The 25,532-nt window shown below is 61.2% G+C and carries 26 protein-coding genes and 1 pseudogene; 15 read left to right on the plus strand and 12 right to left on the minus strand.

Annotated elements, in window-relative coordinates:
* Window positions 1-316 (minus strand): annotated as a pseudogene (locus AC1D17_RS22160) (ABC transporter substrate-binding protein); the annotation flags it as partial.
* A gap of 121 nt (window positions 317-437) precedes the next feature.
* On the opposite strand from AC1D17_RS22160, the gene AC1D17_RS22165 reads away from it, so the two are divergent.
* Window positions 438-1,256 (plus strand): class I SAM-dependent methyltransferase, encoded by an 819-nt coding sequence (locus tag AC1D17_RS22165; protein WP_477567469.1) that lies wholly within the window; start codon window positions 438-440, stop codon window positions 1,254-1,256.
* Window positions 1,257-1,443: 187 nt separating this feature from the next.
* On the opposite strand, the gene AC1D17_RS22170 is transcribed toward AC1D17_RS22165, so the two are convergent.
* Window positions 1,444-1,695: a helix-turn-helix domain-containing protein gene (locus tag AC1D17_RS22170; RefSeq protein ID WP_477567470.1), complete on the minus strand. Its 252-nt coding sequence runs from the start codon at window positions 1,693-1,695 to the stop codon at window positions 1,444-1,446.
* Window positions 1,696-1,926: 231 nt separating this feature from the next.
* Window positions 1,927-2,211, minus strand: coding sequence for an acylphosphatase (locus tag AC1D17_RS22175; RefSeq protein WP_477567471.1), 285 nt, complete (start codon window positions 2,209-2,211; stop codon window positions 1,927-1,929).
* Window positions 2,212-2,336: 125 nt separating this feature from the next.
* Between AC1D17_RS22175 and AC1D17_RS22180 the strand changes: the two genes are divergently transcribed.
* On the plus strand, window positions 2,337-2,543 hold the full coding sequence (locus tag AC1D17_RS22180; protein WP_477567472.1) for a hypothetical protein: 207 nt from the start codon (window positions 2,337-2,339) through the stop codon (window positions 2,541-2,543).
* A gap of 226 nt (window positions 2,544-2,769) precedes the next feature.
* A complete protein-coding gene (locus AC1D17_RS22185; protein ID WP_264222505.1) occupies window positions 2,770-3,231 on the plus strand; it encodes an acyl-CoA thioesterase in 462 nt (153 codons plus the stop codon).
* Between the two features lie 42 nt (window positions 3,232-3,273).
* On the opposite strand, the gene eglC is transcribed toward AC1D17_RS22185, so the two are convergent.
* Both eglC and AC1D17_RS22195 read right to left on the minus strand, forming a co-directional pair.
* Entirely contained in the window at window positions 3,274-4,665 is a 1,392-nt protein-coding gene (eglC, locus tag AC1D17_RS22190) for an endo-1,3-1,4-beta-glycanase EglC (protein WP_477567473.1), read from the minus strand.
* Between the two features lie 201 nt (window positions 4,666-4,866).
* A complete protein-coding gene (locus AC1D17_RS22195) occupies window positions 4,867-5,535 on the minus strand; it encodes a GntR family transcriptional regulator (RefSeq protein ID WP_477567474.1) in 669 nt (222 codons plus the stop codon).
* Window positions 5,536-5,950: 415 nt separating this feature from the next.
* On the opposite strand from AC1D17_RS22195, the gene AC1D17_RS22200 reads away from it, so the two are divergent.
* From AC1D17_RS22200 to AC1D17_RS22230, 7 genes are all read left to right on the plus strand, one after another.
* Window positions 5,951-7,216, plus strand: coding sequence for an NRAMP family divalent metal transporter (locus AC1D17_RS22200; RefSeq protein ID WP_477567475.1), 1,266 nt, complete (start codon window positions 5,951-5,953; stop codon window positions 7,214-7,216).
* Window positions 7,217-7,227: 11 nt separating this feature from the next.
* Window positions 7,228-7,992: a LamB/YcsF family protein gene (locus AC1D17_RS22205; RefSeq protein WP_477567476.1), complete on the plus strand. Its 765-nt coding sequence runs from the start codon at window positions 7,228-7,230 to the stop codon at window positions 7,990-7,992.
* Between the two features lie 22 nt (window positions 7,993-8,014).
* Window positions 8,015-8,821 (plus strand): putative hydro-lyase, encoded by an 807-nt coding sequence (locus AC1D17_RS22210; RefSeq protein WP_477567477.1) that lies wholly within the window; start codon window positions 8,015-8,017, stop codon window positions 8,819-8,821.
* A gap of 7 nt (window positions 8,822-8,828) precedes the next feature.
* The gene (locus tag AC1D17_RS22215) at window positions 8,829-10,430 is read left to right on the plus strand and encodes a 5-oxoprolinase subunit B/C family protein (protein WP_477567478.1); all 1,602 of its coding nucleotides are present in this window, start codon (window positions 8,829-8,831) and stop codon (window positions 10,428-10,430) included.
* Between the two features lie 43 nt (window positions 10,431-10,473).
* Complete coding sequence (locus tag AC1D17_RS22220; RefSeq protein ID WP_477567479.1) at window positions 10,474-12,201, plus strand: acetyl/propionyl/methylcrotonyl-CoA carboxylase subunit alpha; 1,728 nt, start codon at window positions 10,474-10,476, stop codon at window positions 12,199-12,201.
* 126 nt (window positions 12,202-12,327) lie between these two features.
* Window positions 12,328-12,486, plus strand: a complete 159-nt coding sequence (locus AC1D17_RS22225; protein WP_477567480.1) for a hypothetical protein — start codon at window positions 12,328-12,330, stop codon at window positions 12,484-12,486.
* A gap of 174 nt (window positions 12,487-12,660) precedes the next feature.
* The gene (locus AC1D17_RS22230; protein ID WP_477567481.1) at window positions 12,661-12,819 is read left to right on the plus strand and encodes a hypothetical protein; all 159 of its coding nucleotides are present in this window, start codon (window positions 12,661-12,663) and stop codon (window positions 12,817-12,819) included.
* Window positions 12,820-12,859: 40 nt separating this feature from the next.
* Here AC1D17_RS22230 and AC1D17_RS22235 read toward each other — a convergent pair whose 3' ends face one another.
* The 7 genes from AC1D17_RS22235 to AC1D17_RS22265 form a co-directional block, all read right to left on the minus strand.
* A complete protein-coding gene (locus AC1D17_RS22235) occupies window positions 12,860-14,299 on the minus strand; it encodes an amidohydrolase family protein (protein WP_477567482.1) in 1,440 nt (479 codons plus the stop codon).
* Window positions 14,292-15,386, minus strand: coding sequence for an amino acid ABC transporter permease (locus tag AC1D17_RS22240; protein WP_477567483.1), 1,095 nt, complete (start codon window positions 15,384-15,386; stop codon window positions 14,292-14,294). Before AC1D17_RS22240 ends, AC1D17_RS22235 begins: the two co-directional genes overlap by 8 nt.
* A complete protein-coding gene (locus AC1D17_RS22245) occupies window positions 15,386-16,534 on the minus strand; it encodes an amino acid ABC transporter permease (RefSeq protein WP_477567484.1) in 1,149 nt (382 codons plus the stop codon). The genes AC1D17_RS22240 and AC1D17_RS22245 overlap by 1 nt, the downstream gene beginning before the upstream one ends.
* Before the next feature lie 65 nt (window positions 16,535-16,599).
* The gene (locus AC1D17_RS22250) at window positions 16,600-17,616 is read right to left on the minus strand and encodes an amino acid ABC transporter substrate-binding protein (protein WP_477567485.1); all 1,017 of its coding nucleotides are present in this window, start codon (window positions 17,614-17,616) and stop codon (window positions 16,600-16,602) included.
* 405 nt (window positions 17,617-18,021) lie between these two features.
* A complete protein-coding gene (locus AC1D17_RS22255; RefSeq protein WP_477567486.1) occupies window positions 18,022-19,236 on the minus strand; it encodes an MFS transporter in 1,215 nt (404 codons plus the stop codon).
* Between the two features lie 176 nt (window positions 19,237-19,412).
* Entirely contained in the window at window positions 19,413-19,892 is a 480-nt protein-coding gene (locus tag AC1D17_RS22260; RefSeq protein ID WP_477567487.1) for an SRPBCC family protein, read from the minus strand.
* Window positions 19,893-19,969: 77 nt separating this feature from the next.
* Window positions 19,970-20,518 (minus strand): SRPBCC family protein, encoded by a 549-nt coding sequence (locus AC1D17_RS22265; RefSeq protein WP_477567488.1) that lies wholly within the window; start codon window positions 20,516-20,518, stop codon window positions 19,970-19,972.
* A 319-nt stretch (window positions 20,519-20,837) separates the two neighbouring features.
* Between AC1D17_RS22265 and AC1D17_RS22270 the strand changes: the two genes are divergently transcribed.
* The 5 genes from AC1D17_RS22270 to AC1D17_RS22290 all read left to right on the plus strand — a co-directional run.
* Window positions 20,838-21,425, plus strand: coding sequence for an ANTAR domain-containing response regulator (locus tag AC1D17_RS22270; RefSeq protein ID WP_264222432.1), 588 nt, complete (start codon window positions 20,838-20,840; stop codon window positions 21,423-21,425).
* A 37-nt stretch (window positions 21,426-21,462) separates the two neighbouring features.
* Entirely contained in the window at window positions 21,463-22,755 is a 1,293-nt protein-coding gene (locus AC1D17_RS22275; RefSeq protein ID WP_477567489.1) for a CmpA/NrtA family ABC transporter substrate-binding protein, read from the plus strand.
* 360 nt (window positions 22,756-23,115) lie between these two features.
* The gene (locus AC1D17_RS22280) at window positions 23,116-24,414 is read left to right on the plus strand and encodes a CmpA/NrtA family ABC transporter substrate-binding protein (protein WP_477567490.1); all 1,299 of its coding nucleotides are present in this window, start codon (window positions 23,116-23,118) and stop codon (window positions 24,412-24,414) included.
* A 64-nt stretch (window positions 24,415-24,478) separates the two neighbouring features.
* Window positions 24,479-25,372 carry a nitrate ABC transporter permease gene (ntrB, locus tag AC1D17_RS22285; RefSeq protein ID WP_477567491.1) on the plus strand — a complete coding sequence of 298 codons (894 nt, stop codon included), beginning with the start codon at window positions 24,479-24,481 and terminating at the stop codon, window positions 25,370-25,372.
* 12 nt (window positions 25,373-25,384) lie between these two features.
* On the plus strand, window positions 25,385-25,532 hold a 148-nt coding region (locus AC1D17_RS22290), incomplete at its 3' end, for an ATP-binding cassette domain-containing protein (protein WP_477567492.1).

Consider the following 25,532-nt stretch of genomic DNA (forward strand, 5'->3'; position numbering starts at 1 on the left):
CCTTCATGCCGCCGAAAGTCGGCAGCTTTGCCATTTCCGGATATTTGGCGAGATAAGCGGCATAGCTTTCCGGATCAGCCTTGGACAGGTCATCCCGCCAGCCGACTACGCGTTTGAACGGTGCATCCCGGTCCAGCGCGGCAACGAAATAGATCTGACGCCCTTCGCCGAGAATGACATTCTCGACCGGGACGCTGACTTCGACGTCGCGCCCCGTTATGTCCTTGATGACGACCTTTTCACCGGCCAGCGCGGTGCTGGAAAAAAGCGCGCAGAGACCCACGGCGACCAAGGCCGCCTTGCCGAACATACCCATCGTTTTCTACTCCATCGGGGAACTGCGCGTTTCGTAGTTATCATGATATTGACAGTCAAGTTTTATCTTTTAGAAGCTTTCCAGAAATCGAAAGCCCACACATCAATCCAAGGCAGCCCCAATGACCGACACGTCCCGTCTCTCGAACTATGACCTGCGCGACGAGATCAAGGCCTATTGGTCAGCGCGCGCGGCAACCTTCGACCAATCGCCGGGACACGAGATTTTCTCCGAGGAAGAGCGCGCCGCCTGGCATCGGCTGGTCGTCAAGCATCTTGGCAGGGGTGACGGGCGCTCGGCCTTGGATCTGGCGAGCGGCACCGGCGTTATCTCGCATCTGATGGATGACCTCGGCTTCAAGGTTACCGGGCTCGACTGGGCCGAACCGATGCTGGAGCGCGCCCGCAACAAGGCGAAAATCCGCACCCGCAACATCACCTTCCGCATCGGCGACGCGGAGAACACCATGGAACCGGACGATCACTATGACGCGATCATCAACCGGCATCTGGTCTGGACGCTGGTGGACCCGGAAAACGCCTTTGCCGAATGGCTGCGGGTGCTGAAACCCGGCGGGACATTGCTGGTGATCGACGGCGATTTCGTCAGCTCGACCTTGGTCGAACGCGCGCTGATGAAGCTTGCCGGCTGGGGGCAGCGCTACGGGCTGTTGAAAGGCGATCCTCTTCACGCCCCGCCCGGCATGATGGAGACCCACCGCAGCATCCTTTCGCGGGTCTATTTCTCGCAAGGCGCTCGCGCCGAAGCCGTTGCTGGTCTGTTGGCTGCCGCCGGGTTCGAAAACATCGTCATCGACACCGACCTTGACGAGATCCACCGCACTCAGGCCAAGCACTGGAATGTCCTGAAAGGGATGGCCCGCGCGACGCAGCATCGGTACGCAATCCGGGCTATCAAGCCGGCTGAGCAGCACGCATAACACGGCGTACTGCTCCGGGTGGACGACTGTCGAAAACTGCACAGAGCTTGGAGCTGCAGGCAGGAGGGCCGTTTAGGCTTTCAGTTGGGGAAAGGTGCGGGCGGTTACTGAAAATGCAACCCGCCCGGATCGGCCTTGGAGGCTCGTCTGATCCCGCCCATCACAACCGGCGGGACCGGTCATAGGCTTAAACTTCGGTTTCCAGCAGGGCCGAAACGGGAACCTGGAGCGCCGCTGCAATCCTTCTCAACTTGGCCGGATCGGCATCGCTGCCATCTTCGACAGCGGAAATCTCGGAGTTCGCCAGCCCGCATGTCACGGCAAGGTCTTCTATGCTGTAACCGGCCGATTCACGATAGGCCTTGACCCGGGATGCTACAGTTCCGCTAGGAATTGCGCCGAAGCCAAGATCGTTGAAATTATTGACTGCAATGGACATGGAAGTCTCCTGTTGTTCATGGTCGGACGTGTGTGTTTTTCGTTCCCCGTTTTATTACTGACCGCAAAAAATACGATCTCCTTCTATTGCTGCATCGCGTCATCGACAAGTAAATATTGCTGCACGCGCTAGGTGATCCGGCTTTCAAGCCTTGGCCTGAGCTCGGTGCAGGATTGGGAAATTCAATCAAAGCAATGCCCTGAGGCCACTTGTTCCCGGGTTCCACAGGCTTTATTTCGTGATGCGAAACCCTGGGGGAACCTCGTCAACGAGAGCTGATTCCGTCTCGATATTGGCGACAGATGCACCGGGAGGGCCGCTCCAGCAGCGTTCCAGCAGCGTCGTCACGGCTGCAGCAGGCCCGCAGATCAAAGCCGTCACGGATCCATCGGATTCATTGCGAACCCAGCCTGTCAGGCCAAGCCTTTGCGCTTGACCGCGCGTCCAGAACCGAAAACCGACGCCCTGGACACGCCCGGTGATGCGAACCAGCGCCGCTTTGGCTTCATCCGTCACGACCGTCTCCCTCAATTCCTGTGACACCAATCTGGAGYGCGCGCCAGATATTGCAAGCGTGTTTTCCAAGGCGGCCTTCCCCTGCTATTGGAAGGCCCGACAAGATGGCAACAATGGATGTGCAGATGGATACCGTGGAAATCAATGGCCGTAGCGATTTTGCCCTTTGGGCAATTCAGCGGGCACAGGAAATCGTCATGGCCGAGGGTGCGGCCCTGGCGCTGGCTGCCCGCGATATGGACGAAGACGCCCTCAAGGAGAATGGCTCCGCCCTTGGCAAGGCCATCGCCGATGCGATGCTTGAGGTCTTTGACGGCCTGATGGCCGAGTAGGACAAATATGTCCGGCGAGCATCGGTGACCGCCCCTGGCGACGTCGAATAGGCGCAATCTTTTCAGCAGCATGTGACGGGTGCTCCATCAGCCGTGTGCATGATCGTGCGTCCGAAATGGAGCCGGCTTGAACAGTGCCGGATCGTTGTAGATAATCGAAGCGAATTTGGGAAAATACGAGCGGGAGTGCGCATTGGAAACCGGTCATGACACGAGCCAACTCGAGATGGTCGTCCTGATGACGCCCGACATGGCCAATTTCAGTGGCAAGGTCCATGGCGGGGCGCTGCTCAATCTTCTCGACCGCGTCGCCTTTTCCTGTGCCTCGCGTTACTCGCAGGAGTATGCAGTGACCCTGTCGGTCGATCAGGTGGTCTTCCGCCAGCCGATCCATGTGGGCGAACTCGTTACGTTTCGCGCTTCGATCAATTATGCCGGCCGGACGTCGATGGAGGTCGGTATCCGGGTCGAAGCGGAGACCATCCGCACCGGCGAGCGGCGGCATACCAATTCCTGCTATTTCACCATGGTTGCCGTCGACGCCGAGGGCCGCCCCACCAATGTACCCGCCTATAGGCCAAAGACCGGTGTCGCCAAGCGTCGCGAGCGCGCGGCCGAGGTCAGGCGCAGCCTGAGACGCGAATTCGAAGAGCGCTTCAAAGCAGCAGGTTCCGAGCCCGAAGAATGACCGAGGCAGGCCTACTGCGTTGAAGCGCTTCCGGCGCTGAGGTCAGGCAAGATCGTCCAGCGTATAGGCGCGGATATAGTCGATCTTCATTTCCGAACCGTCGGGAAGTCCGTCCGCCGGCGCGCCGGCGATACCGCCAACGGCGAGGTTGACCAGCATATACATCGGTTCGTGCATGTCGGACGGCGTGTCAGCGCGCGCGACGGCGACATCATCGATATACCAGACGATCTCATCCTCCTGCCACAGGACACCGTAGGTATGAAAACCTGCCGTACCGGAGACGCTGACGGCGGAGGAAACGGACGTCTGCTGCCCGGTTTCGTTCGAGTGAACCGTCACATGCACGGTATTGGGATCCTGACCTCGCATTTCCACGACATCCAGTTCCGGCGGCCAGGAGCCGTCTTCCGGAAGCAGCCAGAAAGCAGGCCACACGCCTTGGTCTTCCGGCATGTCGGCGCGGATTTCGAAATAGCCATAGGTCTGCGAAAAGGATGCATGCGTCGTCAGCATGCCGGAGGTGTAATCGTACCCCTCGACCTGCGCACTGATCGCGTCGGGCGTTTTCTCCGCCGTGATCGTCAACACGCCGTTGCTGATCGTAAACGGATTGCTGGCGGATGTCGGCGCATAGCGCGGATTGACATACCATTGAAGCTCGCCGTTGCCCGATAGCGTCGCACCCTTCTCGGGCGCCCACCAGTATTTTGCCTCCCAGACGCCATCCGTCCCGCCCATCAGCCGAAGCGAGTTGAAATTGTCGCCGAATGTCTGCGTCAGGGCGGAGCGGTCGAGGCTCAATTCGAACTGGCCGGCATTCAGCTCGGCTGCGGTCGTATCGGCAAACACCAGGCTTTCGCCGCCACCGAGATCGAGCCTCAGATGCGCCCCTTCCTGCGTTGCGTTATCGAGAACCTTTTCAAAGGATGTCAACGAATAGCCGTTCAGCCGGACAATATCGGTGCTGTCGAAATCGGTGATGAGATCGCTGCCATTACCCTTGGTGAAAATGAAGGTATCTGCACCGGTACCGCCGATGAGCACATCATTGCCGCCCCGGCCGTCCAATGTCTGCCGGCCGGAGGCCCCCTTGATGATGTTGTCGGCTGCGTTTCCGAAAGCGTAGCGCAGATTGCCGGTGACCGTCAGGTTTTCGAAATTTTCCGGCAGGGTGTAGCTCATCCAGGTGCTGATCGTGTCGATGCCCTGGCCTGCCGCCTCCTGGGCGCGGTTGATCGCCGAGTAGAGGTAGTAGATATCGTCGCCCGTGCCGCCGATCATCGTGACATTGACGGCACTATCGCCCCACATGGAATCATTGCCCGCCGTTCCCTTGAGCGTCGGACCGGAGCCGGTCGCGGAGAAAAACCCGGTCGAACTGTCGCTGTAGAACAAGGGTTGCCCAAGGGCGTTCAAAACGGTTTTGCGCATGATCATCTCCTGTCGTCCTGCTGATAACAGCGGCATCAGAAAACGAGGCAGATGCCGCAGCCCACCCAAGCTAAAGCAGGCTGTCTCATCCCCCCATGACGGATTGCGATCAGGCGGACAAAACCATCAAGCTGCGTTAATAGGCAGACAAGCGATCCCGTTCTGGAACAAGTGTGATCGATTTCGGAACAGAGGCGCGGCTCAGGATTTCCGCTTATCGGGAATGCGCGAGAAGGCCGCAAGGACGGTGCGCTCCGATTGGAGAAGATAGGCCTCCAGCGCGGCGGCGGCTTCCTGCGTCTCGCCGGCGTCAAGCTTTTCGACAATCGCGGCGTTCAGCTCGATATAGGGCGCGTGCAGAAGTTCGGGACTGTCAAGAAGCCCGAAACTCAAGCGCAGTTCCGCGGCAATCTGACGATAGAACGTGTTGAGCCGCTCGCTGTCGGCGAGATCAACGATTGCGGCATGGAAGACCATATTGGCGCTGCCGACCGTTCCCCAATCGCGCCTGGCACCGGCGGCGCGCGCCTCTTCGACAGCGGCGCGCATACGGCTGACCGCGGGGTGCTTCGGATAGGCCTGCGCCACCGCCCGGCACTCGACGATGCGGCGCACGCGGTAGATATCGATGATCGAGGCCATGCTGGGGGTGGCGACGAAGACGCCGCGATTTGGCTCGTGACGCAGCAGGCCTTCCTTGGTCAAAAGCCGGAATGCTTCGCGCAGAGAATTGCGGGAAACCTGCAGATCGGCACTCAACCTGACTTCCGACAGGCGATGGCCGGGCTTGAGTTCGCCAGCGATCAGCTTGTTGCGGATCGCTTCCGCCAAGCGGGGCGCGAGTGCGGATGTCGTGTCCTGCTCAGTCATACATGTCCTTCATTCGAAGCGAAAAGCACCTCGTGGCTGACCGATATCGTGGTTTTTGCCGCTTGGAAATGGGGTCTGCGCCAATCATGCGGCTGGGAGCGATCATCGCGTGCTTCCGCGACCTGCCATGCGACTGCCGCCTTGGGTCTCCGCCATCCAGCTTTGCTATACTCGGGACAAGACCAGATCGGCCGCAAGGCAAAAAGAAGCCGCAGAGCACACCAAAGAGACCAGTTTGATTTTGAGGGTAAATATGAAAAGCTCAACATTTCAACAATATGATGGAACGATAAAATAATAATCGTTGAACAATATTGACAGAATTGTGAAATGCGGCAAGGTTGCGGCTGTCAGTAAGATTGATGTGGGCCAACCCGAGGAATTGGAGGGCGCCCGCAGATCAAGGAGAGGGATCATGGAACAATCAGCTATCTCACCCGGCCGCGAGGCACCGCCGACGTCCGGCATGTCGGTCAAGTCGCGCCGTTCGGCGCTGATGGCCGCCATTTTCCTGATGTCGATGTCTGCCGTCGGTCCCGGCTTCATCACCCAGACCGCCACATTCACCGTCAAGCTCGGCGCTGCCTTTGCCTTCGGCATTCTCGTTTCGATCGTGATTGACTTCATTGTCCAGGCAAACATCTGGCGGATCGTTACCATCACCCGCATGCGTGCCTCCGATATCGCCAATGCGGCGATACCCGGCTCCGGCTATCTCCTCGCCGTCCTCGTCATCATTGGCGGACTGTTCTTCAATATCGGCAATATCGGCGGAGCCGGCCTCGGCTTCAACGCAATGATTGACCTCGACCCGAAGATCGGCGGCCTGATCGGCGCGCTGGCGGCGATCGGCATCTTCCTGTCGCGGCGTGCCGGCGTGGCCATGGATCGCGTGGTCTATGTGGCAGCCTTCATCAAGCTCGCTCTCATTCTCTACGCCACAATCGTATCGGGCCCGCCCATCGCCGAAGCCCTGCGCCAGACCGTCCTGCCCGATGTCATCGACTTCGCAACGATCACCACCATCGTCGGCGGCACCGTTGGCGGTTACATTACCTATGCCGGGGCGCATCGCCTGCTGGACAAGGGCACGGTGGGCGTTGAAAATCTGGCCGCCGTGAACAGGGCAGCATTGAGCGGTATCGCGATTACCGGCGTGCTTCGCTACATTCTGTTCCTTGCCGTGCTCGGTGTCGTTGCCAGCGGCGTCGTTATCGACCTGTCGGGCAAGGCGGCAAATCCGGCCGGCCAGGCGTTTCATGCTGCGGCAGGCGATATCGGCCTCCGCCTGTTCGGCGCCGTCTTCCTGGCCTCGGCGATGACCAGCATCATCGGCGCCGCCTACACCTCGGTCTCCTTCCTGACCGCGTTCAAAAAGGATATGACGGAGCGGCAGCGCAACTTCGCCACCGTCGGCTTCATTGCCGTGTCGCTGGTCGCCTACATGCTGATAACCACCCCGCCGGCCGCCATGCTGGTCTTCGTGGGCGGATTGAACGGCCTCGTCCTGCCGGTCGGCCTGTCGATCTTCATGTATGCGGTCTGGGCCCGCTCGGATCTGTTGGGCGGGTATCGCTATCCGCGCTGGCTGCTGGTGCTGGGCGTACTGACATGCGTACTCACCTGGTACATGGGCTACAAGTCGATCGGCCCGATCTTCGCCCTGCTCTCGGCTGCCTGAGGAGAACAAACATGACTGCCATCGATCTGAACAGCGATCTYGGTGAAAGCTATGGCGCCTGGCGCATGGGCGACGACGAAACGATGCTCGGCATCGTTTCCAGCGCCAATGTCGCCTGCGGTTTCCATGCCGGCGACCCTGCCGGCATCTGGAAGACGGTCGAGGCGGCCGCTGAGAAAGGCGTTTCGATCGGAGCGCATGTGTCCTATCCCGATCGCGTCGGCTTCGGCCGGCGCGACATGGATGTGACGCGCGGCGAACTCGTCGCCGACGTCATCTACCAGATCGGCGCGCTGAAAGGCATGGCGGCCGCCGCCGGAGTGACCGTCGGTTATGTCAAGCCGCATGGCGCGCTCTATAACCGCATCGCCCATGACCCCAAACAGGGACAGGCGGTGATCGACGCCATCAAGGCGATCGACCCCTCGCTGGTGCTGATGGGCCTTGCCAATGCCCCGATCCTCAAGCTTGCCCAGGCGTCGGGCCTCAAGACCGTCGCCGAAGCCTTTGCCGACCGCGCCTATACGCCGGACGGACAACTCGTTTCGCGCCGCGAACCGGGCGCCGTGCTGCACGATCCACAACTCATCGCCCGCCGCATGCTGCAGCTTGCCCGCCAAGGGACCCTGGAGGCCATAGACGGCTCGACCATCAGCATCGATGCGCAATCGATATGCGTGCACGGCGACAGCCCGGGTGCCGTTGCCATCGCGCAGGAAATCCGCCGCGCCTTCGAGGCCGACGGCATCACCGTCCGGTCGTTTCTGCCGGCCTGACGGACATTCTGGGAGGAATGCAATGACCGCGATAGACCATCTGCGCCATGTGAATACCGAACAGGCGCGCATCGCCCGCGAACGCTACCGCTCCGGCAGCGTCGAACCGACATCCGGCGTCGCCCCCGGCTTTACCCAGGCCAACATGATCGTTTTGCCGCGCGACTGGGCCTTCGATTTCCTGCTCTATGCGCAGCGCAATCCAAAGGCCTGCCCGGTCCTTGATGTGTCCGATCCCGGCTCGCACGCCACTTTGCTTGCCCCTGGCGCCGATCTGCGCACCGACCTGCCGCTCTACCGCATCTGGCGCGATGGCAAGCTGGCCGAGGAGACGACGGATGCGCGTGCCGCCTGGACTGAGCATCCCGATCTCGTCAGCTTTCTGATCGGCTGCAGCTTCACCTTCGAGACGCCGATGGCGGAAGCCGGCATCGAGATCCGCCACATCACCGACAAGTCCAACGTGCCGATGTATCTGACCGACAGGCCATGCCGCCCGGCCGGGCGTCTGCACGGCAATATGGTGGTATCCATGCGGCCGATCCCCGCCTCGCGCGTAGCCGATGCGGCGACGATTTCCGGACGTTTTCCGGCGGTGCACGGAGCGCCCGTGCATATCGGCGCGCCAGAGGACATCGGTATCAAGGATCTCTCCAAACCCGATTTTGGCGATCCGGTGCGCATCGAGCCCGGCGAAATCCCCGTCTTCTGGGCCTGCGGCGTCACCCCGCAGGCGGCCGTGATGGCGTCCGGTGTGCCTTTTGCCATTACCCATGCACCCGGTCATATGTTCATCACCGATATTCCCGATTCCGCTTATCACGCCTGAGGTTCCGATGCGTTTCCTGCCCGTCAGCCTGACAGTCATGCTTGTCGAACTTGCCGATCTCGACGAGACACTGGCGCTGTTTGCCTCGCTCGAAGCCGACCCGGTCGACGGCGTCGAAGACATGGTGCCTGCCGCCCGCACCCTGATGATCCGTTTCCGGCCGGAAAAGCTGACGGCTGAACGGCTTGCCGGCGCAATCACGACCCGCGACCTCTCCGCCCGCATCGCGCCATCGGACAAATGTATCGAAATCCCCGTCCGTTATGACGGCGAGGATCTGGGCGACGTGGCAGACCTCACCGGCCTGCCGGTCGAGGAGGTCATACGCCGCCACACCGGGAGCGAATTCACCGTCGCCTTCTGTGGGTTTGCGCCCGGCTTCGGCTATCTCGTCGGTGGCGATCCGGCCCTGCAGGTGCCACGCCGCCAGAGCCCGCGCACAAAGATACCAGCCGGCTCCGTCGCGCTGGCCGGTGCCTTTTCCGGCGTCTATCCGCAGGCAAGTCCCGGCGGTTGGCAGATTATCGGCACGACGCCGGAAAGAATGTGGGACCTCTCACGCGATCCGCCGGCACTCTTCCAGCCGGGTTACCGGGTGCGTTTCTTCGATCTGGCGAAGAAGGGCGTGGCCGTTGTTCAAGGCACCGCGATCCGTTCTGAGGTCCAGGCCGCCGATGCAGCCCCGGATGCCGTGACACTGAAAATTCTTTCGGCCCCGATGCCGGCGCTGTTTCAGGATCTCGGGCGGTTCGGCCAGACCGGTCAGGGCGTCTCGGCCTCCGGCGCACTCGATCGCGGCGCCTTGAAGGCCGCTAACCGCGTCGTCGGCAATCCCGTGAATTTCCCCTGCCTCGAAATCACCCTGGGCGGTTTCTCCTTCGAAATGGCCGGCCGCGCAGTCCTCGGCATCACTGGCGCGCCCTGTCCTATCGAGGTGCGCGATGTATCGGGTCGCGTGCAGACGGCAGAAACCTACCAGCCGATCTCGCTGGAACCCGGCGATGTCGTCACCCTCGGTCATGCGCCCAAGGGCATGCGCAGCTATCTCGCCCTGCGTGGCGGTTTTGCCGTCAAGCCTGTGCTCGGCAGTGCCTCCACCGATACTCTGGCGGTCGTCGGTCCAGATCCCGTATCGACCGGCACTGTACTGACCATCGAGCCCGAAACGAAGGGTCTGACACCCGTCTCGCTCACCGAGGCCCCAGCCTTCGATCATCCGGCATCCGGCGATACGGTCACGCTTGACGTGGTGATGGGGCCGCGCAGCGACTGGTTTACGAAGGCCGGTATCGCAACGCTGTCCGGGCAGCTCTGGCAGATGACGCCGCAGTCCAACCGCGTTGGCATCCGTCTTTCCGGCGACGTGCCGCTCGAGCGCAAGGACAAGGCGGAACTGCCGAGCGAAGGCACGGCGACCGGCGCCATCCAGGTGCCGCATAGCGGCCAGCCGGTGCTGTTTCTCGCCGACCATCCGCTGACCGGCGGCTATCCGGTGATCGGCACCGTCGCCGAGTATCATCTCGATCTCGCCGGGCAGATCCCCGTCAATGCAAAGATCCGTTTCCGGCCCGTGACGGCGTTTGCCGATATCAAGCCAACCAGAGCCTGAGACCGCCACGCCCGGCCGACGAAAGACAATGAGGATAGACCCCATGAAAAAAGTGCTGATTGCCAATCGTGGCGAAATCGCCGTCCGCATCATCCGCGCCTGCCGCGATTACGGCATCGGCTCGGTTGCGGTCTATGCCGATCCGGATATGGACGCACTGTTCGTCCAGCTGGCCGACGAAGCCTATGGGCTATCCGGCAGCCGGCCGGCGGAAACCTATCTCGATATCGAAAAGCTGATCGCCATCGCCAGGCGCTGCGGCGCCGACGCCGTGCATCCGGGCTATGGCTTCCTGTCGGAGCGAGCGGAATTCGCCCGCGCCGTCATCGATGCCGGCCTGATCTGGATCGGCCCCGATCCGCATGTCATCGAAGCCCTCGGTGACAAGGTTCAGGCGCGGCGGATCGCGACCAGTGTCGGCGCCCCTCTGGTTGCCGGCAGCGACGGCCCGGTCGAGACCTCAGCGGAAGTCGTGGCCTTTGCCGAACAGCACGGCCTGCCGGTTGCGATCAAGGCGGCCCATGGCGGCGGCGGCCGCGGCCTGAAGGTCGCCTGGAAGATGGAGGACGTGGCCGATCTCTACGAGTCGGCCGTGCGCGAGGCAAAGGCCGCTTTCGGCCGTGGCGAATGTTTCCTCGAACGCTTCCTCGACCGGCCGCGCCATATCGAGGCACAGGTTCTGGCAGACAAACACGGCAATGTGCTGGTGCTCGGCACCCGCGACTGCTCGCTTCAGCGCCGCAACCAGAAGCTCGTCGAGGAGGCGCCAGCACCTTTCCTTTCCGAAGCCCAGCGGCATGAAATCCATGACGCAGCCAAGCGCATTTGCGCCGCCGCCGGCTATTCCGGTGCTGGAACGGTCGAGTTCCTGCTCGGCGTCGACGGCACGATCTCGTTCCTTGAGGTCAATACCCGCCTGCAGGTCGAGCATCCCGTCACCGAAGAGACAACCGGCATCGACCTGGTCATCGAACAATTCCGCATCGCCGACGGCCTGCCGCTCTTGGTCACCGACACGCCGACCCCGCGTGGCCACTCGATCGAATTCCGCATCAATGCCGAGGATCCCGGCCGCGGATTCCTGCCGACGCCGGGCACCATTACCCTATTCGAAGCCCCGTCTGGCCCCGGCATCCGCCTTGACAGCGGGGTCGTCTCCGGTTCGACCATTCCCGGTACGTTCGATTCCCTGATGGCCAAGCTGATCGTCACCGGTGCCACCCGCGAACAGGCACTGACCCGCGCCCGCCGGGCGCTCAAGGAGTTCAAGATCGAAGGCGTGGCAACGGTCCTGCCTTTCCACCGCGCCGCGACGGAGGCCGCTGATTTTATCGGGAAGGACGGGTTCAAGGTTCATACGCGCTGGATCGAAACCGACTTCGCCGACCGCCTGCAGACAGAAGCCCGGCCCGATCCGGCCGCCGATACATCGCTCATCCGCACCCATGTCGAGATCGACGGGAAGCGCCATGCGCTTGGCATCCCGGCCTCCCTGCTTGCCGGCCTTGGCGGACTGAAAGCCCAGACCGCCAATCGGGCGAACGCGGAGAAGCCGGAGGACGCCTCCACTGTGACGGCCCCCATTTCCGGTACGCTGCAAGCATGGAAATGCAACGATGGCGATGCCGTCGAAGAAGGAGACCTGATCGCCGTCATGGAGGCAATGAAGATGGAAACGCAGATTCTCTCCGCCCGGTCCGGCCGAGTGCGGATCAAGGCTGCAGAGGGCGCCTATGTGAATGCCGGGTCGGCGCTTGCCCATATCGAGTAGCGGCGGGCCACCTTAACTAGGCATTTACCATGATGCGCGTTACTGGTGGAACAGCAGTTTCCGCGCCGCACAATAGCCTGATCCCAGTTTTCAAAGCGTTGCAGCTGCTCGCGAAGGGATTGGGATATGACAACCGACAAAGGAATTACGCTCGCCGTCATCGCATTCACTGTCGTGGCAATGTTGACGCTGAACTTTGCGATGACCCGTTATGGCACGCCGGATGCAAATGTCGTGCCGGGGGATGGCGTGTCTGGCGAAATCACGTCTTCGATACCGAAGTAGTCCTCCGCTTCTGCCTGGTGCCGCCCCCGATCGTCATCGGTTTGCACGATGCGGATGTGCACGGAACTTTCTTCGCTCCATCGTGTTATCGCCGCAAAGGAGAACGGCGATGGACGACAACAGTCTACCCCCTGGCCTGACAATTCCGGCGATCAGCATTGCTGGTGACCGGCCATGACCGCCCGTGATGTTTTGCTTTTGATGATCACAGCGTTCTTTTTCACCGCGCTGCTGCTCATACACAACGGGTTCTATCGTCCCCTTTCGACCGGTGCCGTCGAGCCGACGGTTCAGGCCGATATCGGGGCGCGGCCGTATGCGCGGCCGTATTGATCAGTCCATCTTGGTTCTTTGAACTTTGCCCCGGAAATTCTCAGATGGCCGGGAGCGACCGTTTTGCCAATACGCTGTTCGGTCGCCCGGCAGGATCATTGGCTTGCAGGCGCCTGACCGCAAAATCCTGCGCCTCTTGCAGTTCGGCAAGAGCGCCGTCGTAATCGAGATGAACCGGCTTGCCGCCTTCTACCACCGGACGGCCATCCACATAGACCGCGTCGATGGCCCGTTCGGCTGCGCAGTGCAGCAGGTTGCGCAAGGGGTCGTAGACCGGCTGCATCGCAGCGTGCTTGAGATCGACCAGCAGGAAATCTGCCTTGGCGCCGAGCGCCACCCGGCCGATGTCGCGGCGGCCAAGTGCCCGAGCCCCGGAAAGCGTGGCTGCTTCGAACACGTCGGCTGTGCCGACATCGAAGACCGAGCGGCCGGCGATGCGGGCGCAGATCATCGCCTGGCGCATTTCCTCCAGCATGTTGAAAGGATAGCTGTCGGTTCCAAGCGCCACATTGACGCCACGGCGGCGGTAGCGGCCAAGCGATTGCAACACCATGCCACTGCGCGAGAAGGTGACCGGGCAGTGCGCGACCGTAGCGCCGCGCTCGGCGAGCAGGCCAAGATCGATATCGGTCCGCTGCCGCGTCCAGGAATGACTGTCAACGAAGATGCAATGGCCGATGATCAGGTCTTCGCCCAGCACCCCCAGCTCTTCCAGATACTGGACCGCCGTCAGACCCGTCCGGCGCATCAGTTCCTCATGCTCGGCCATGGTCTGCGCCGCATGCACGGTGATGGGCGCGTTCCTGTTTCGGGCAGCCTCTGCTGCCGCCTGCAAAAGGCCGGCGGAGCAGGTCTCGACCTGTGAGGGAGAGACTATGCCGCCGAGCCTGCCGGATGGATGGGCGCGCGCCGTATCGACAACCTCGAGCGCGCGGGTGAAAGCCTCGTATCCCCTGCCCTTGTCCCAGACGAGATCGAGGCGGCGGCTGTCTTCGACATGCCAGGCGGCCTCCCTGAAGCCGGGCGCGACATAGGCGCGCGCGCCGCTCCTTGCCAAGGTCGGCAGCCACGCGTCATGCGGGCCGGCAATATCAACAAGGGTCGTGACGCCGCTGCGCATCAGATCCCCCAGCATCACCGTCAAAGATGCTTCGACCGCGCTGTCACTGATCTCGATCAGGTTTGAATATTCATAAAGCGCGTTGCCCCACAGAGCRGCGGTGCCCTCATCTTCGAACAGGCTCTTGGAGATCGGCTCTTCCCCGGAATGGCAATGCACGTTGACGAAACCGGGCAATACCATCCTGTCCTTGCCGGATATCTCGTGCATGAACGCACCGTCATACCGGCCGCCGACATGGATGAAACCACTGGCGTCGAAGGCGATGTCGCCATCGGAAAGATAGGCGTGCCCCTGCCGGTTCTCGTCATAGCCGACGATCGTGCTTGCATTGCGGACGACATGAATATCGCTAGCCATGGGTGACCCTGAAATGACGCTCGAGAAAGCGGCTGTACATGCCCATCAGGGCACTGAAGGCGAAATAGACGGCGGCGGCGAAAACGTAGCCTTCGAGAACGGCAATGCCCTGCCACTCGGGATCGCGAAGCGCCGAGCGCACGGTATCGAGAAAATCGAGCAGGCCGACAATGGTGACCAGCGTCGTGTCCTGGAAGAAGCCGATGAACAGCCCGACCATGGGCGGTATGACTTTCTTCAGCGCCTGCGGCAGGACGATTTTTCGCATCACCTGCCAATAGGACAGGCCGAGGGAATAGCCCGCCTCGAACTGGCCCTCGGGAACATCCTGCAGGCCGCCGCGGACGATTTCGGCAATATAGGCGGCGGCGAAGATGATGATGGCGACCTGCGCGCGCAGGAGCTTATCGATCGTCACGCCCTCAGGCATGAACAGAGGCAGCATCACCGTCGCCATGAACAGGATGCTGATCAACGGCACCCCCCGCACGATCTCAATGAAGCCAACCGAAAGAATGCGGATGGCCGGCAGGCTCGAGGCACGGGCAAGCGCAAGGCCGATGCCGAGAGGCAGGGCGCAGACCAGCCCGATAAAGGAAAGCATGAACGACAGCGGCAAGCCGCCCCAACTCGATGTTGGAACCGGCGCCAAGCCGAAGACCCCACCCGCCATCAGGGTATACAGGGCGGGCAGAACCAGAAGCAGCCAGGCATATAGCAATGCCCGGCTCCAGAAGCGCGGCATCATCGAGACCAGGCAGCTCGCCAGAAACAGCGATAGCGCCAAAAGCGGCCGCCATTGTTCCTCGAATGGATAGAAGCCGAAAATCATGTAACGAAGTTTTTCGGCAAGAAACGRCCAGCAGGCACCGCTGCTTGCCTTGCAGGTTGCAGCGTCACCAGAAAAGACGGCATCGACGGCCAGCCAGCCGAACGCCAGTTTGCCCAGGAAAAAGATCGCGGCCAATGAAACAAGGCTGATGGCGGAATTCAGCGGCGTGCCGAAATACGCCTTGAACCATCCGGATCGGCGCGCAGGCGGTTTGGCGGCGCCAAGCGGCAAGGCCAGGGTCTGGGTTTCGGCCATCAGCGCTCCTTCAGCGCGACACGCGCATTGTACCAGTTCATCGTCAGCGAAATGGCGATCGACAGGCCGAGATAGACACCCATGAAAATGGCGATAGTCTCTATCGCCTGCCCGGTCTGGTTCATGACCGTATTGGACACCATCACCAGGTCCGGATAGCCGATGGCAATTGCCAGTGAACTGTTCTTGAAAACGGTCAGGTACGTATTGGTCAGGGGCGGAATGATCAGGCGCAAGGCCTGCGGCAGCACGACCAGCCGCATCACGCGTGAACGATGAAGCCCAAGTGCAGCCGCCGCTTCCCACTGTCCCGGCCCGATTGCCTGGATGCCGGCACGAACGATTTCCGCGACACTCGCTGACACGCTGAGAAGGAGGCCGAAGAGCAAGGCGACGAATTCGGGCCGCACGTGCAGACCGCCGGTCAACCGGAACCTGCCGGCTTGCGGAATATCCCATCCGAAAGACACGCCACCGAGCCCCCAGAGGAGGAGTGGCGGTACCAGCAGCACAAGACATGCAATGAAGGCGCCGTGATTGGATTGCCCGGTAGTGATCCGCCGTTGCCGGCTGATGCGCCAGATCAGGATCGCACTCGCAATGCCGGCACAAACGATCAAGGCGAGGATCGTTGCTCCGCTTTCCACGAACACCGCCGGAAGAACCAGCCCGCTATTGGAAAGGAAGACGCCCGGCAGGACGTTGAGTGCCTGTTTGACCGGCGGAAACACCAGGATGATCAGCGAATACCAGAGGAACAGATAGAGCAGCAAAGGGACGTTGCGCAGCACTTCCACATAGGCAAGCGCCAGGCGCGCCAACAGTGGATTGTGTGACATGCGCGCCACGCCGACAAGAAGCCCGAGAAGCGTTCCCAGGATCGCCGCAAGCAAGGAGACCTTTACCGTATTGACGATACCAACCAGGATTGCCCGGGCGATGCTGTCGGTCGGCTGATAGGCGATCGCCGTTTCGCTGATCACGAAACCGGCCTGACGCGCCAGGAAGCCGAAACCGGTGGCAATATTCTGCTTTGCGAGATTGTCGCTCGCGGTGGCAAACATGGTCCATGCCGCAAAGGCAACCAGACCGATCGCGCCAATCTGATAGCAGAAGGCGCGGAAACGCATATCATTCAGGATGTTCATCACAACTCGCCGCTGTCTTGCCGAACGGGAGGAAGCTCGCGCGCCTGAGCGCGCGAGCGATAGGCTCAACGGAACGGCGGTGCGTACACCAGACCGCCGGCATTCCACTGCGCGTTCGGTCCACGCGTCAGTCCAAGCCGCGTTTTCTCACCCACATTGCGCTCGAAAATCTCGCCGTAATTGCCCACAGCCTTGACGATGTTGTAGCCCCATTTGTTGTCGAGGCCGAGCATGGCACCCAGTTCGTCGGTCACGCCGAGCATGCGCTGGATGTCCGGATCCTGGCTTTTCAGCATTTCGTCGACATTGGCCTGGGTGATGCCCTTTTCTTCCGCCGCCATCAGCAGCCAGACGGACCAGGACATGATATCGCGCCAGTTGGAATCGTTCTGGCGGACGGCAGGTGCAAGCGGCTCCTTGGAGATCGTTTCCGGAAGGACGATGTAGTCGTCCGGATTGTTCGCCACGGCGCGGATCGACGCGAGGTCAGAGCGGTCGGATGAAATCGCTTCGCAACGGCCAGCGAAAAAAGCCGCCCGGTTTTCATCAGGGCTTTCGAACACCACCAGTTCGAACTTGCCGCCGATCGTGCGGAAGAAATCGCTGAGGTTCTGCGCGGTGGTCGTGCCGGGCAGCGTGCAGATGGCAGCGTCCGTCAGTTCCTTGGCGCTGGAAACGCCAAGCGACTTGGCGACCATCAGACCCTGGCCGTCATAAAAGACATTCGGACCGAAATCGAGCCCGAGCGAGGCTTCGCGCGAAAAGGTCTGCGTGGTCTGGCGCGACAGCATGTCGATCTCGCCCGATTGCAGCGCCTGAAAACGGGTATTGATATTGGTCGGCACGAACTCGATCTTGTCGCCATCGCCAAAAACGGCGGCAGCAACCGAGCGGCAGATGTCGGCATCGAAGCCCTGCATCCGGCCCTTGTCGTCCGGCGCGGCAAATCCTGGTGTGGCGAGCGAAACGCCGCAGACCAGCTTCCCACGCGCCTTTACGGTATCGAGCGTTCCCGCCTGCGCGACGCTGGCAGCCAGAAGCGCTGTGGCGGCGGCGCAGATCGCCAGAAATCCATTTTTCATAGTCCCCTCCCTCTTGTTTTTACGTTCCCGATCTCCAGCAATCTCCACCCTCCAGCAGAAACCCATCAATCGGCGATCCTCCAGATCGCAGCAATTGTGTACAATGATGAAAATTATTTTGCAACAAATCGAATACAAACGGTGATAGCTTTTGCGCATCATGTGATGATAGTTTTGATCATCAGGATGCCGTTCTTATAAAAGACGGCATGACGACAAGGCTTCCGGCCTACCGTTCGGGGTGAACGGAGGGGAGTCACATGAACTTCGCCAGAAATTCGAGGTCGCCCGCATTGCAGCGATCGGGATACCGTACAACAGCGCGACAATGAACATCGCAACTGGATAAAATAGTATACAAACTCCAGTCGGACGAGATGGCTGCCTAGATCGCCCTGAACAGGATCAAGCCGGGGCCAGCGCGGGCTGTGTTTTTGCAAACGGCCTGAAGGTCATCGCGATCAGGAACGCGCCGATACCGATGCCCCAGGCGCCGATGTAGAGCCAGCTATAGGTGGCGAAGGTGTCGTAGATCAGGCCGCCGGCTACAGGGCCTGTCGCCATGCCGAGGCTGCCGGCCATGGCCGTTCCGCCGATGACGGTGCCCATCATCCGCTGCGGGAAATTTTCACGCGCCAGCACCGCATAGAGCGGCATGACCCCGGCATAAATGAAGCCGAACAGGGCCGCCACGGCATAGAAGGCCGAGAGTTCGCGCACGAAAACATAGGCGAGCGCGCCGAACGCCTGGATGAGCAGGCCGATGACGAGGATGCGCTTGGCGCCGTACCGGTCTCCGAGCAGGCCGAAGGCAACACGGCCGCCCATGCCGGCCAGTCCCTCGACGCTATAGATCGAGACGGCGGCGATCATCGGGATGCCGCAGCTGATGGCATAGCTGACGGTGTGGAAGATCGGCCCCGAATGGGTGGCGCAGCAAAAGAAATTGGTGAGCATCAGGACGATGAACTGAGGCGAACGCAGTGCCTGTCGCGTGGTCATGCCGGACCGCGGGTCCATCTCGCCTGAGGCTCCGGCGCCTTCATGGGCCGATGCCGGAGCGCTGCGGACGAGAAACGACGCCGGGATCATGATGGCGGCGGCAAGGGCCGCAATGATGAGCATCGCGGTTCGCCAGTCATAGACGGAGACGAGCCAGGCGGCGAGCGGCGACATGGTCATCGGCGCCATGCCCATGCCGGCCGAAACCAGGGAAACGGCGAGGCTGCGATGGGTATCGAACCAGCCGGTGACGCAGGCCATCATCGGCGCGAAGATGGCGGCGGTGGCGCCGCCGACGACAAGGCCGAAAACCAGCTGGAACTCGACAAGCGACGTCGCCCGGCTGGCGATGGCAAGGCTTGCCGCAAGGATGACGGAGCCCGTCAGCACGATGACGCGCGGACCCCAGCGGTCCGACAAAGAGCCCCAGACCATGCTGGCCAGCGCCATGGCGAGGAAACCAATGGTCATCGCGCTGGATATGCCGGTGACCGACCAGCCGGTATCGCGCGCGATGGGCAGAAGAAAGACCGGCAGGGAAAACATCGCGCCGATGGCAAGGCAGCCGAGCAGGCCGCCGGTAGCGACAATGACCCAGCGATAGGAAGAAACGTTCATTGCGTGTCTCCGTTCCAATGATCAGATGCTTCTGCCAGCAGTGTTGCCGGCCGATTGTTTTGAAAAAGGCTGATGCGTCCGTCGCCGGGCCGCCCTGCCGCGGCCCGGCGAAGTCTACGACGATGTCCGGCCGCCGCAAAGGACATCCTTACTGCCGGCCGGGCGGGATCGGACTGTTAGACTGCCAGCGCGCGTTCGTTCGTCGTCATGGGATCGCCGACATTGGGATCGCCTTTGCCGGTCTCGATCAGGGCTCGCAGGCTTTCGTTGATGTAGGTACTCCATCCTTCTGAGCAGGCGTCGTAACATTCGTAATCGGGAACCAGGCCCTCGTGGGTGAAGCGGATTTCCGTCCTCTCACCGGCTCTGGAGATATCGAAGACGATCTTCGTGCCCGTCCATTCGGTCTCGTCTTCGGTGAAGCTGAAATAATTATCCAGCACCAGCCAGGCGACTTTCTTGCCGGGGATCAGTTCGGTCACCCTGATCTTGCAGCGGTGGACGTCCTGAAAGTGATAGTCGAACTCGCCGCCCGCCGTATCGGTTGGGCCGTCAATGGCCTCAGACCACCATCCGCGGACATTGTTGATAGCCGCGAAGGCGGCCTCCGGTGTCTGGTCCACGGTAAAGCGCGTGGTGAAATTGTGATCGTTCATGGCTGTCTCCGTTTCTTGCGTTGAGGCGTAATCAATCCCGCAGGCACATCCAGCGGAGCTGAATCACGCGGGTTTCGTCAGGCCGGCATGCGCCGGTCATAGTCGCTCTTCAGGCGGGTCCAACCATTCCAGAACGGCTGCGGCTCCTGGCCGTTGGCGCAGGCGACCAGCGTGTCGAGATGCATGTGCCAGCCGGCGCCGAACATCAGAATGGCGGCGCGATCGGGCAGGCGCCGGTGGATGACGGTGAGCAGCACCTCCCTGTCCTTGGGCTCGAGTTCGAACGAAACGGAGCCGGTGGCGCCCCAGGAGATGACAAGCCGGCGGGGCGGGTCGAGCTCGGCGATCCGGCTCTGCATTCGCAGCACTTCTGAAAAAACCTCAGGCCGCTGGCTCGGCGGATTGGAGAGGGTGTCGTTGCGCCAGACCAGCTCGAAGGATGAGTTAAGCTTCATCGGCATATCGCCAGCCGCCAGCCACTGACGGCGCATATCGCTCTCAGTCAGGTAGGCCCAGACCCGCTCGATCGGGCCCGGCAGAAGGCGCTCCATCTTCAACGTCCCCGGCGCGATCAGAACGCCATAGGGCTCGAGTGCGGCGGGTTCGAGTGCGGCATGTGCATTCATAGGTCTTCTCCTTGTTTGCCGACAGGTGGTGGCCCAGCCCGCCGCTCGTATGCTCACGCAGCGCCCGATATCCCGGACTGCGAAAGGCGACATGCTTAAGGGATTTATTCAACCATATGGATGAATATAAATGCGCCAACAGAATTAGTCAACCAATTAGTTGAATGACTGAAAAGAGAGGAAGAGATGCCGGATGCCGGAGGAAACCGGCGTAGCAGACCAGGGCCGGCTTCGCCTATTTTTTCATCGAAACATGAAATGCCAGTATTTTAGGCTATTTTCTATTGCGCAAATTGCTGCGCTGCGTCATGTATGCGCTATGGCTTATCTGGACCTCACCATTCTTGTCATCGATGAGAACGCGATCCGCGCTTCCATCATCGAGGAAGGATTGCGCGAGGCCGGGCACGCGAAGGTTACCGTCGTCCACGAGGTCAACGGCATTGCCCGGATCATCGAGACGCTGCAGCCGGACGTGATCTTCATCGACCTGGAAAATCCGAACCGCGACATGATGGAGCACCTGTTCCAGCTGACGCGCACGGTCGGCCGGCCGATCGCCATGTTCGTCGATCGATCGGACACCGCATCCATTGAAGCGGCGGTCGATGCCGGCGTGTCGGCCTACATCGTCGATGGGCTGAAGAAAGAACGGGTCAAGCCCATTCTCGACATGGCCGTCAGCCGTTTCAACGCCTTCAGCCGGCTGCAACGGGAACTCGCCGACGCCAAGTCGGCACTGGAGGAACGCAAGGTCGTCGAGCGCGCCAAAGGCATCCTGATGAAGATGCGCGGCCTTTCCGAGGAACAGGCCTTCGCGCTGTTGCGCCAGACGGCCATGAACGAAAAGAAGAAGATGTCGGACATCGCCCAGAGCGTCGTCACTGCGGCGGGAATGCTGATGTGATGGCCTGGCCCGGCATCTTCCGGTGGGAGGCACTGGAGTGAACATGATGACCAAGATCACGGATTTAAGCGGCGACAGCGGCCTTGCCGCGCCAGCGCGATTGGCCGGCGAGGGCTCGCGTATCCTGCGAACCGGCTTCATTCCGCTCGTCGATGCTTCCGTGCTGATCGCAGCGCAAGAATTCGGCTTTGCCCGCAAGGAGGGCCTGACCCTCGATCTGGTCAAGGACGTCTCCTGGGCCAATGTGCGCGACCGGCTTGCCTTCCGCCAGTTCGACATCGCCCATATGTTGTCGCCCATGCCGGTCGCCTCGATGCTGGAGCTCGGCTCCAACCCGTCGCCGACGATTACGCCTTTTTCGCTCGGGCGTGGCGGCAACGCCATCACGCTATCGACGCGGCTTTATACCCGCATGCGGCAAGAGGCCTCCCTGACCGAAACAGCAAGCGCGCTGGAAAACGCGCGGGCGCTGGCAAGGATCATCCTCGGCATGAAGRCACGCGGCGAGCCGCTGCCGACATTGGGCGTCACCTATCCGTTCTCCTCGCACAACTACGAGTTCCGCTATTGGCTGGCAGCAGGCGGTATCGATCCGGACCTTGACGTCAAGCTCGTGGTCGTGCCACCGCCGATGACCTCGGATGCGCTTGCCGCCGGCGCCATCGACGGATTCTGCGTCGGTGCGCCCTGGAACATGATCGCCTCCGAGCGCGGTGTCGGCCGCATCGTCGCCGCCAAGCAGGATATCTGGCCCTCGGCGCCGGAAAAAGTGATCGGCATGCGGCCGGATTGGGCAGAGGCGCATCCGGAAACCGTTTCCCGGCTGATCGTCGCGCTGGATGCGGCGGCACGCTGGTGCGACCGGCCGGACAATCGCGGCGCGCTGGCAGAAGCACTGGCAGACGGCCGCTATCTCGCAGCACCGGTCGATATTATCCGCCGCGTGCTGGACGGCGAGTTTAATCTCGACGCTTACGGCAATCGGCGTGTCATTGATGGATATTTCAAGTTCCATGCCGACTTTGCCAACTATCCGCGCCCGAGCCAGGCGCTATGGATCTACAGCCAGATGATCCGCTGGGGCCAGGCCGATCTCTCGTCCGCCGGCATGACGGCGGCGGCCGCCGCCTATCGGCCCGATATCTACCGGCTGGCGCTTGGAGCGAACGCCGCGCCACTGCTGGATGACGATATCCGCGTCGAAGGAAACACGGACGCAGACCGTTTCATGGACGGACAGGTTTTCGACCCGGCGCGGATTGCCGAATATCTTGCCGGATTTCCGGTCAAAAGCAGCACGCTTGGCAGCGTGGCGCCGGACGAAATCTGACCTTTGCATTTTGCGGTGCACAAAATTTCCCACCGACAGCCCGTCAATCCAAAGCAACCGCCGAATTTTTTGGCACTTTCTATCGGCGACTAAAAAATACGCCCTTGGCAGCTGGCGGCAGAAACACCTTCAATTTCAACGCTCTAATATTTTCTTTCAAAACTGGCACGGGGGTTGCATGACATAAATCGCTCCGGTCAATGGCGATCGCAGCGAGCCGAAGCCAAACAGGCCTTCGCAAAAGACATCGACGTCGCAAGGGTTTTGCAGTCCGGGATTCTTCCTTCCCGAAGACGCAAATCTCCGAGCGGCGTTTTTTATTGCCCAAATTCCGATCGGCCACTCATAAGGGAACAGTTCATGAAGATGACTTTCAGCAACGGCATCACCCGTCGCAGCCTTCTCAAGACTACCGCCACCGCAGCAATGTTCACTGCGATCAGGACGGCCTTCCCGTCCGGCGCGTTTGCCGCCACGGCTGGCCCGGAAGTAACCGGCGTCAAGCTTGGTTTCATCGCATTGACCGATGCCGCACCGCTGATCATCGCCAAGGAAAAGGGCCTGTTCGAGAAGTATGGCATGCCCGATGTCGAGGTTGCCAAGCAGGCTTCCTGGGGCGCGACACGCGACAATCTGGCGCTCGGCGGCGAAGCCAACGGCATCGACGGCGCCCATATCCTGTCGCCGCTTCCCTATCTGATGCATACCGGCAAGGTCACCCAGAACAACGTCCCCGTGCCGATGGCGATCCTTTCCCGGCTGAACACCGACAGCCAGGGCATCTCGGTTGCAATGGAATATGCCGATACCGGCGTCCAGCTTGACGCGTCCAAGCTGAAGGCTGCCTTCGAGAAGAAGAAGGCCGAAGGCAAGGAAGTGAAGGCCGCCATGACCTTCCCCGGCGGCACCCACGATCTGTGGCTCCGCTACTGGCTCGCCGCCGGCGGCATCAATCCGGACAAGGACGTCTCGACCATCGTTGTGCCGCCGCCGCAGATGGTGGCGAACATGAAGGTCGGCAACATGGACTGTTTCTGCGTTGGCGAGCCGTGGAACGAGCAACTGGTCAACCAGGGCATCGGCTTTACCGCCACAACGACCGGCGAAATCTGGAAGGGGCACCCGGAAAAGGCCCTTGGGCTTCGTGCCGACTGGGTCGAGAAGAACCCGAACGCCGCCAAGGCGCTGATGATGGCCGTGATGGAAGCCCAGATGTGGTGCGAAAGCATGGACAACAAGGAGGAGATGGCTTCGATCCTCGGCAAGCGGCAATGGTTCAACGTACCGGCCAAGGACGTCGTTGGTCGCCTCAAGGGCGACATCAACTACGGCAACGGCCGGGTCGTCCACGGCACCGACCTTTACATGAAATTCTGGGCGAACGGCGCTTCCTATCCCTACAAAAGCCACGACACCTGGTTCATGGCCGAGAACATCCGCTGGGGCAAACTGGCGCCGGACACGGATATCAAGGCGCTGGTCGATCAAGTGAACCGCGAGGACATCTGGCGTGCAGCCGCGGCCGAGCTCGGTGTCGCAGCAGCCGACATTCCGGCCACGACCTCGCGCGGCAAGGAAACCTTCTTCGACGGCAAGGTCTTCGATCCGGAAAACCCCTCGGCCTATCTCGACAGCCTCTCGATCAAGGCTGCGTCCTGATCTCCAAAACATCCTCGGCGCAGGTTGCCTGCGCCGGTTTTCCTCTTCTTTTCAGGAGTCTTCCATGCCCGCACCGGCCCGCACGGAAAAAATCGTGACCGCAGCAACGCCAAAACCGAGCGCAAGCGTGCTTGCCTTTTCAGGCAGGCCTTCCGCCAAGGTGAAACCAAAGCAGGTCGCCGCCACGATCGCCCGCAACGTCGTGCCGCCGCTGGTGGTGATGGCCATCATTCTGGCGGTCTGGCAGATTCTCTGTTCGGGAGCGGGAGCGACCTTGCCGCCGCCAACACAGGTCTGGCAGGAAAGCTATGACCTGATCGCCTATCCGTTCTTCAACTACGGATCGCAGGACATCGGTCTTGGCTGGCGGGTGCTGATCTCGCTGCAGCGCGTTGCTTACGGCTTTGGCCTCGCCGCAGTCGCAGGCGTCCTGATCGGCGCGGTCATCGGCCAGTCTGTCTGGGCCATGCGCGGGCTTGATCCGATCTTCCAGATCCTGCGCACCGTGCCGCCGCTCGCCTGGCTGCCGTTGTCACTGGCGGCTTTCCAGGACTCCAATCCCTCGGCGATCTTCGTGATCTTCATCACCTCGATCTGGCCGGTGATCATCAACACCGCCGTCGGTGTGCGCAATATTCCGCAGGACTATCGCAACGTCGCCAAGGTGCTGTGTCTCAACCAGCTTGAGTTCTTCTTCAAGATCATGCTGCCATCGGCGGCGCCCTACATCTTCACCGGCCTTCGCATCGGCGTCGGCCTGTCCTGGCTCGCCATCGTCGCGGCGGAAATGCTGACCGGCGGCGTCGGCATCGGCTTCTTCATCTGGGATGCGTGGAACTCGTCGCGCCTGCCCGACATCATCGTCGCGCTCGCCTATATCGGCGTCGTCGGCTTCATCCTCGACAAGCTGGTCGCAGCTCTCGGCACTATCGTCACCCGCGGCGCTTCCGCATCTTAAGGGACCTCGATCATGAACGCCTATTTGAAACTCGACCATATCGACAAGTATTTCGACCGGGGCGGCCAGCGCGCCGAAGTGTTGAAGGGTGTCAACCTGACGATCAACAAGGGCGAATTCGTCTCGATCATCGGCCATTCGGGCTGCGGCAAGTCCACCC

The sequence above is a fragment of the Pararhizobium sp. P1_E7 genome (assembly GCF_056405855.1).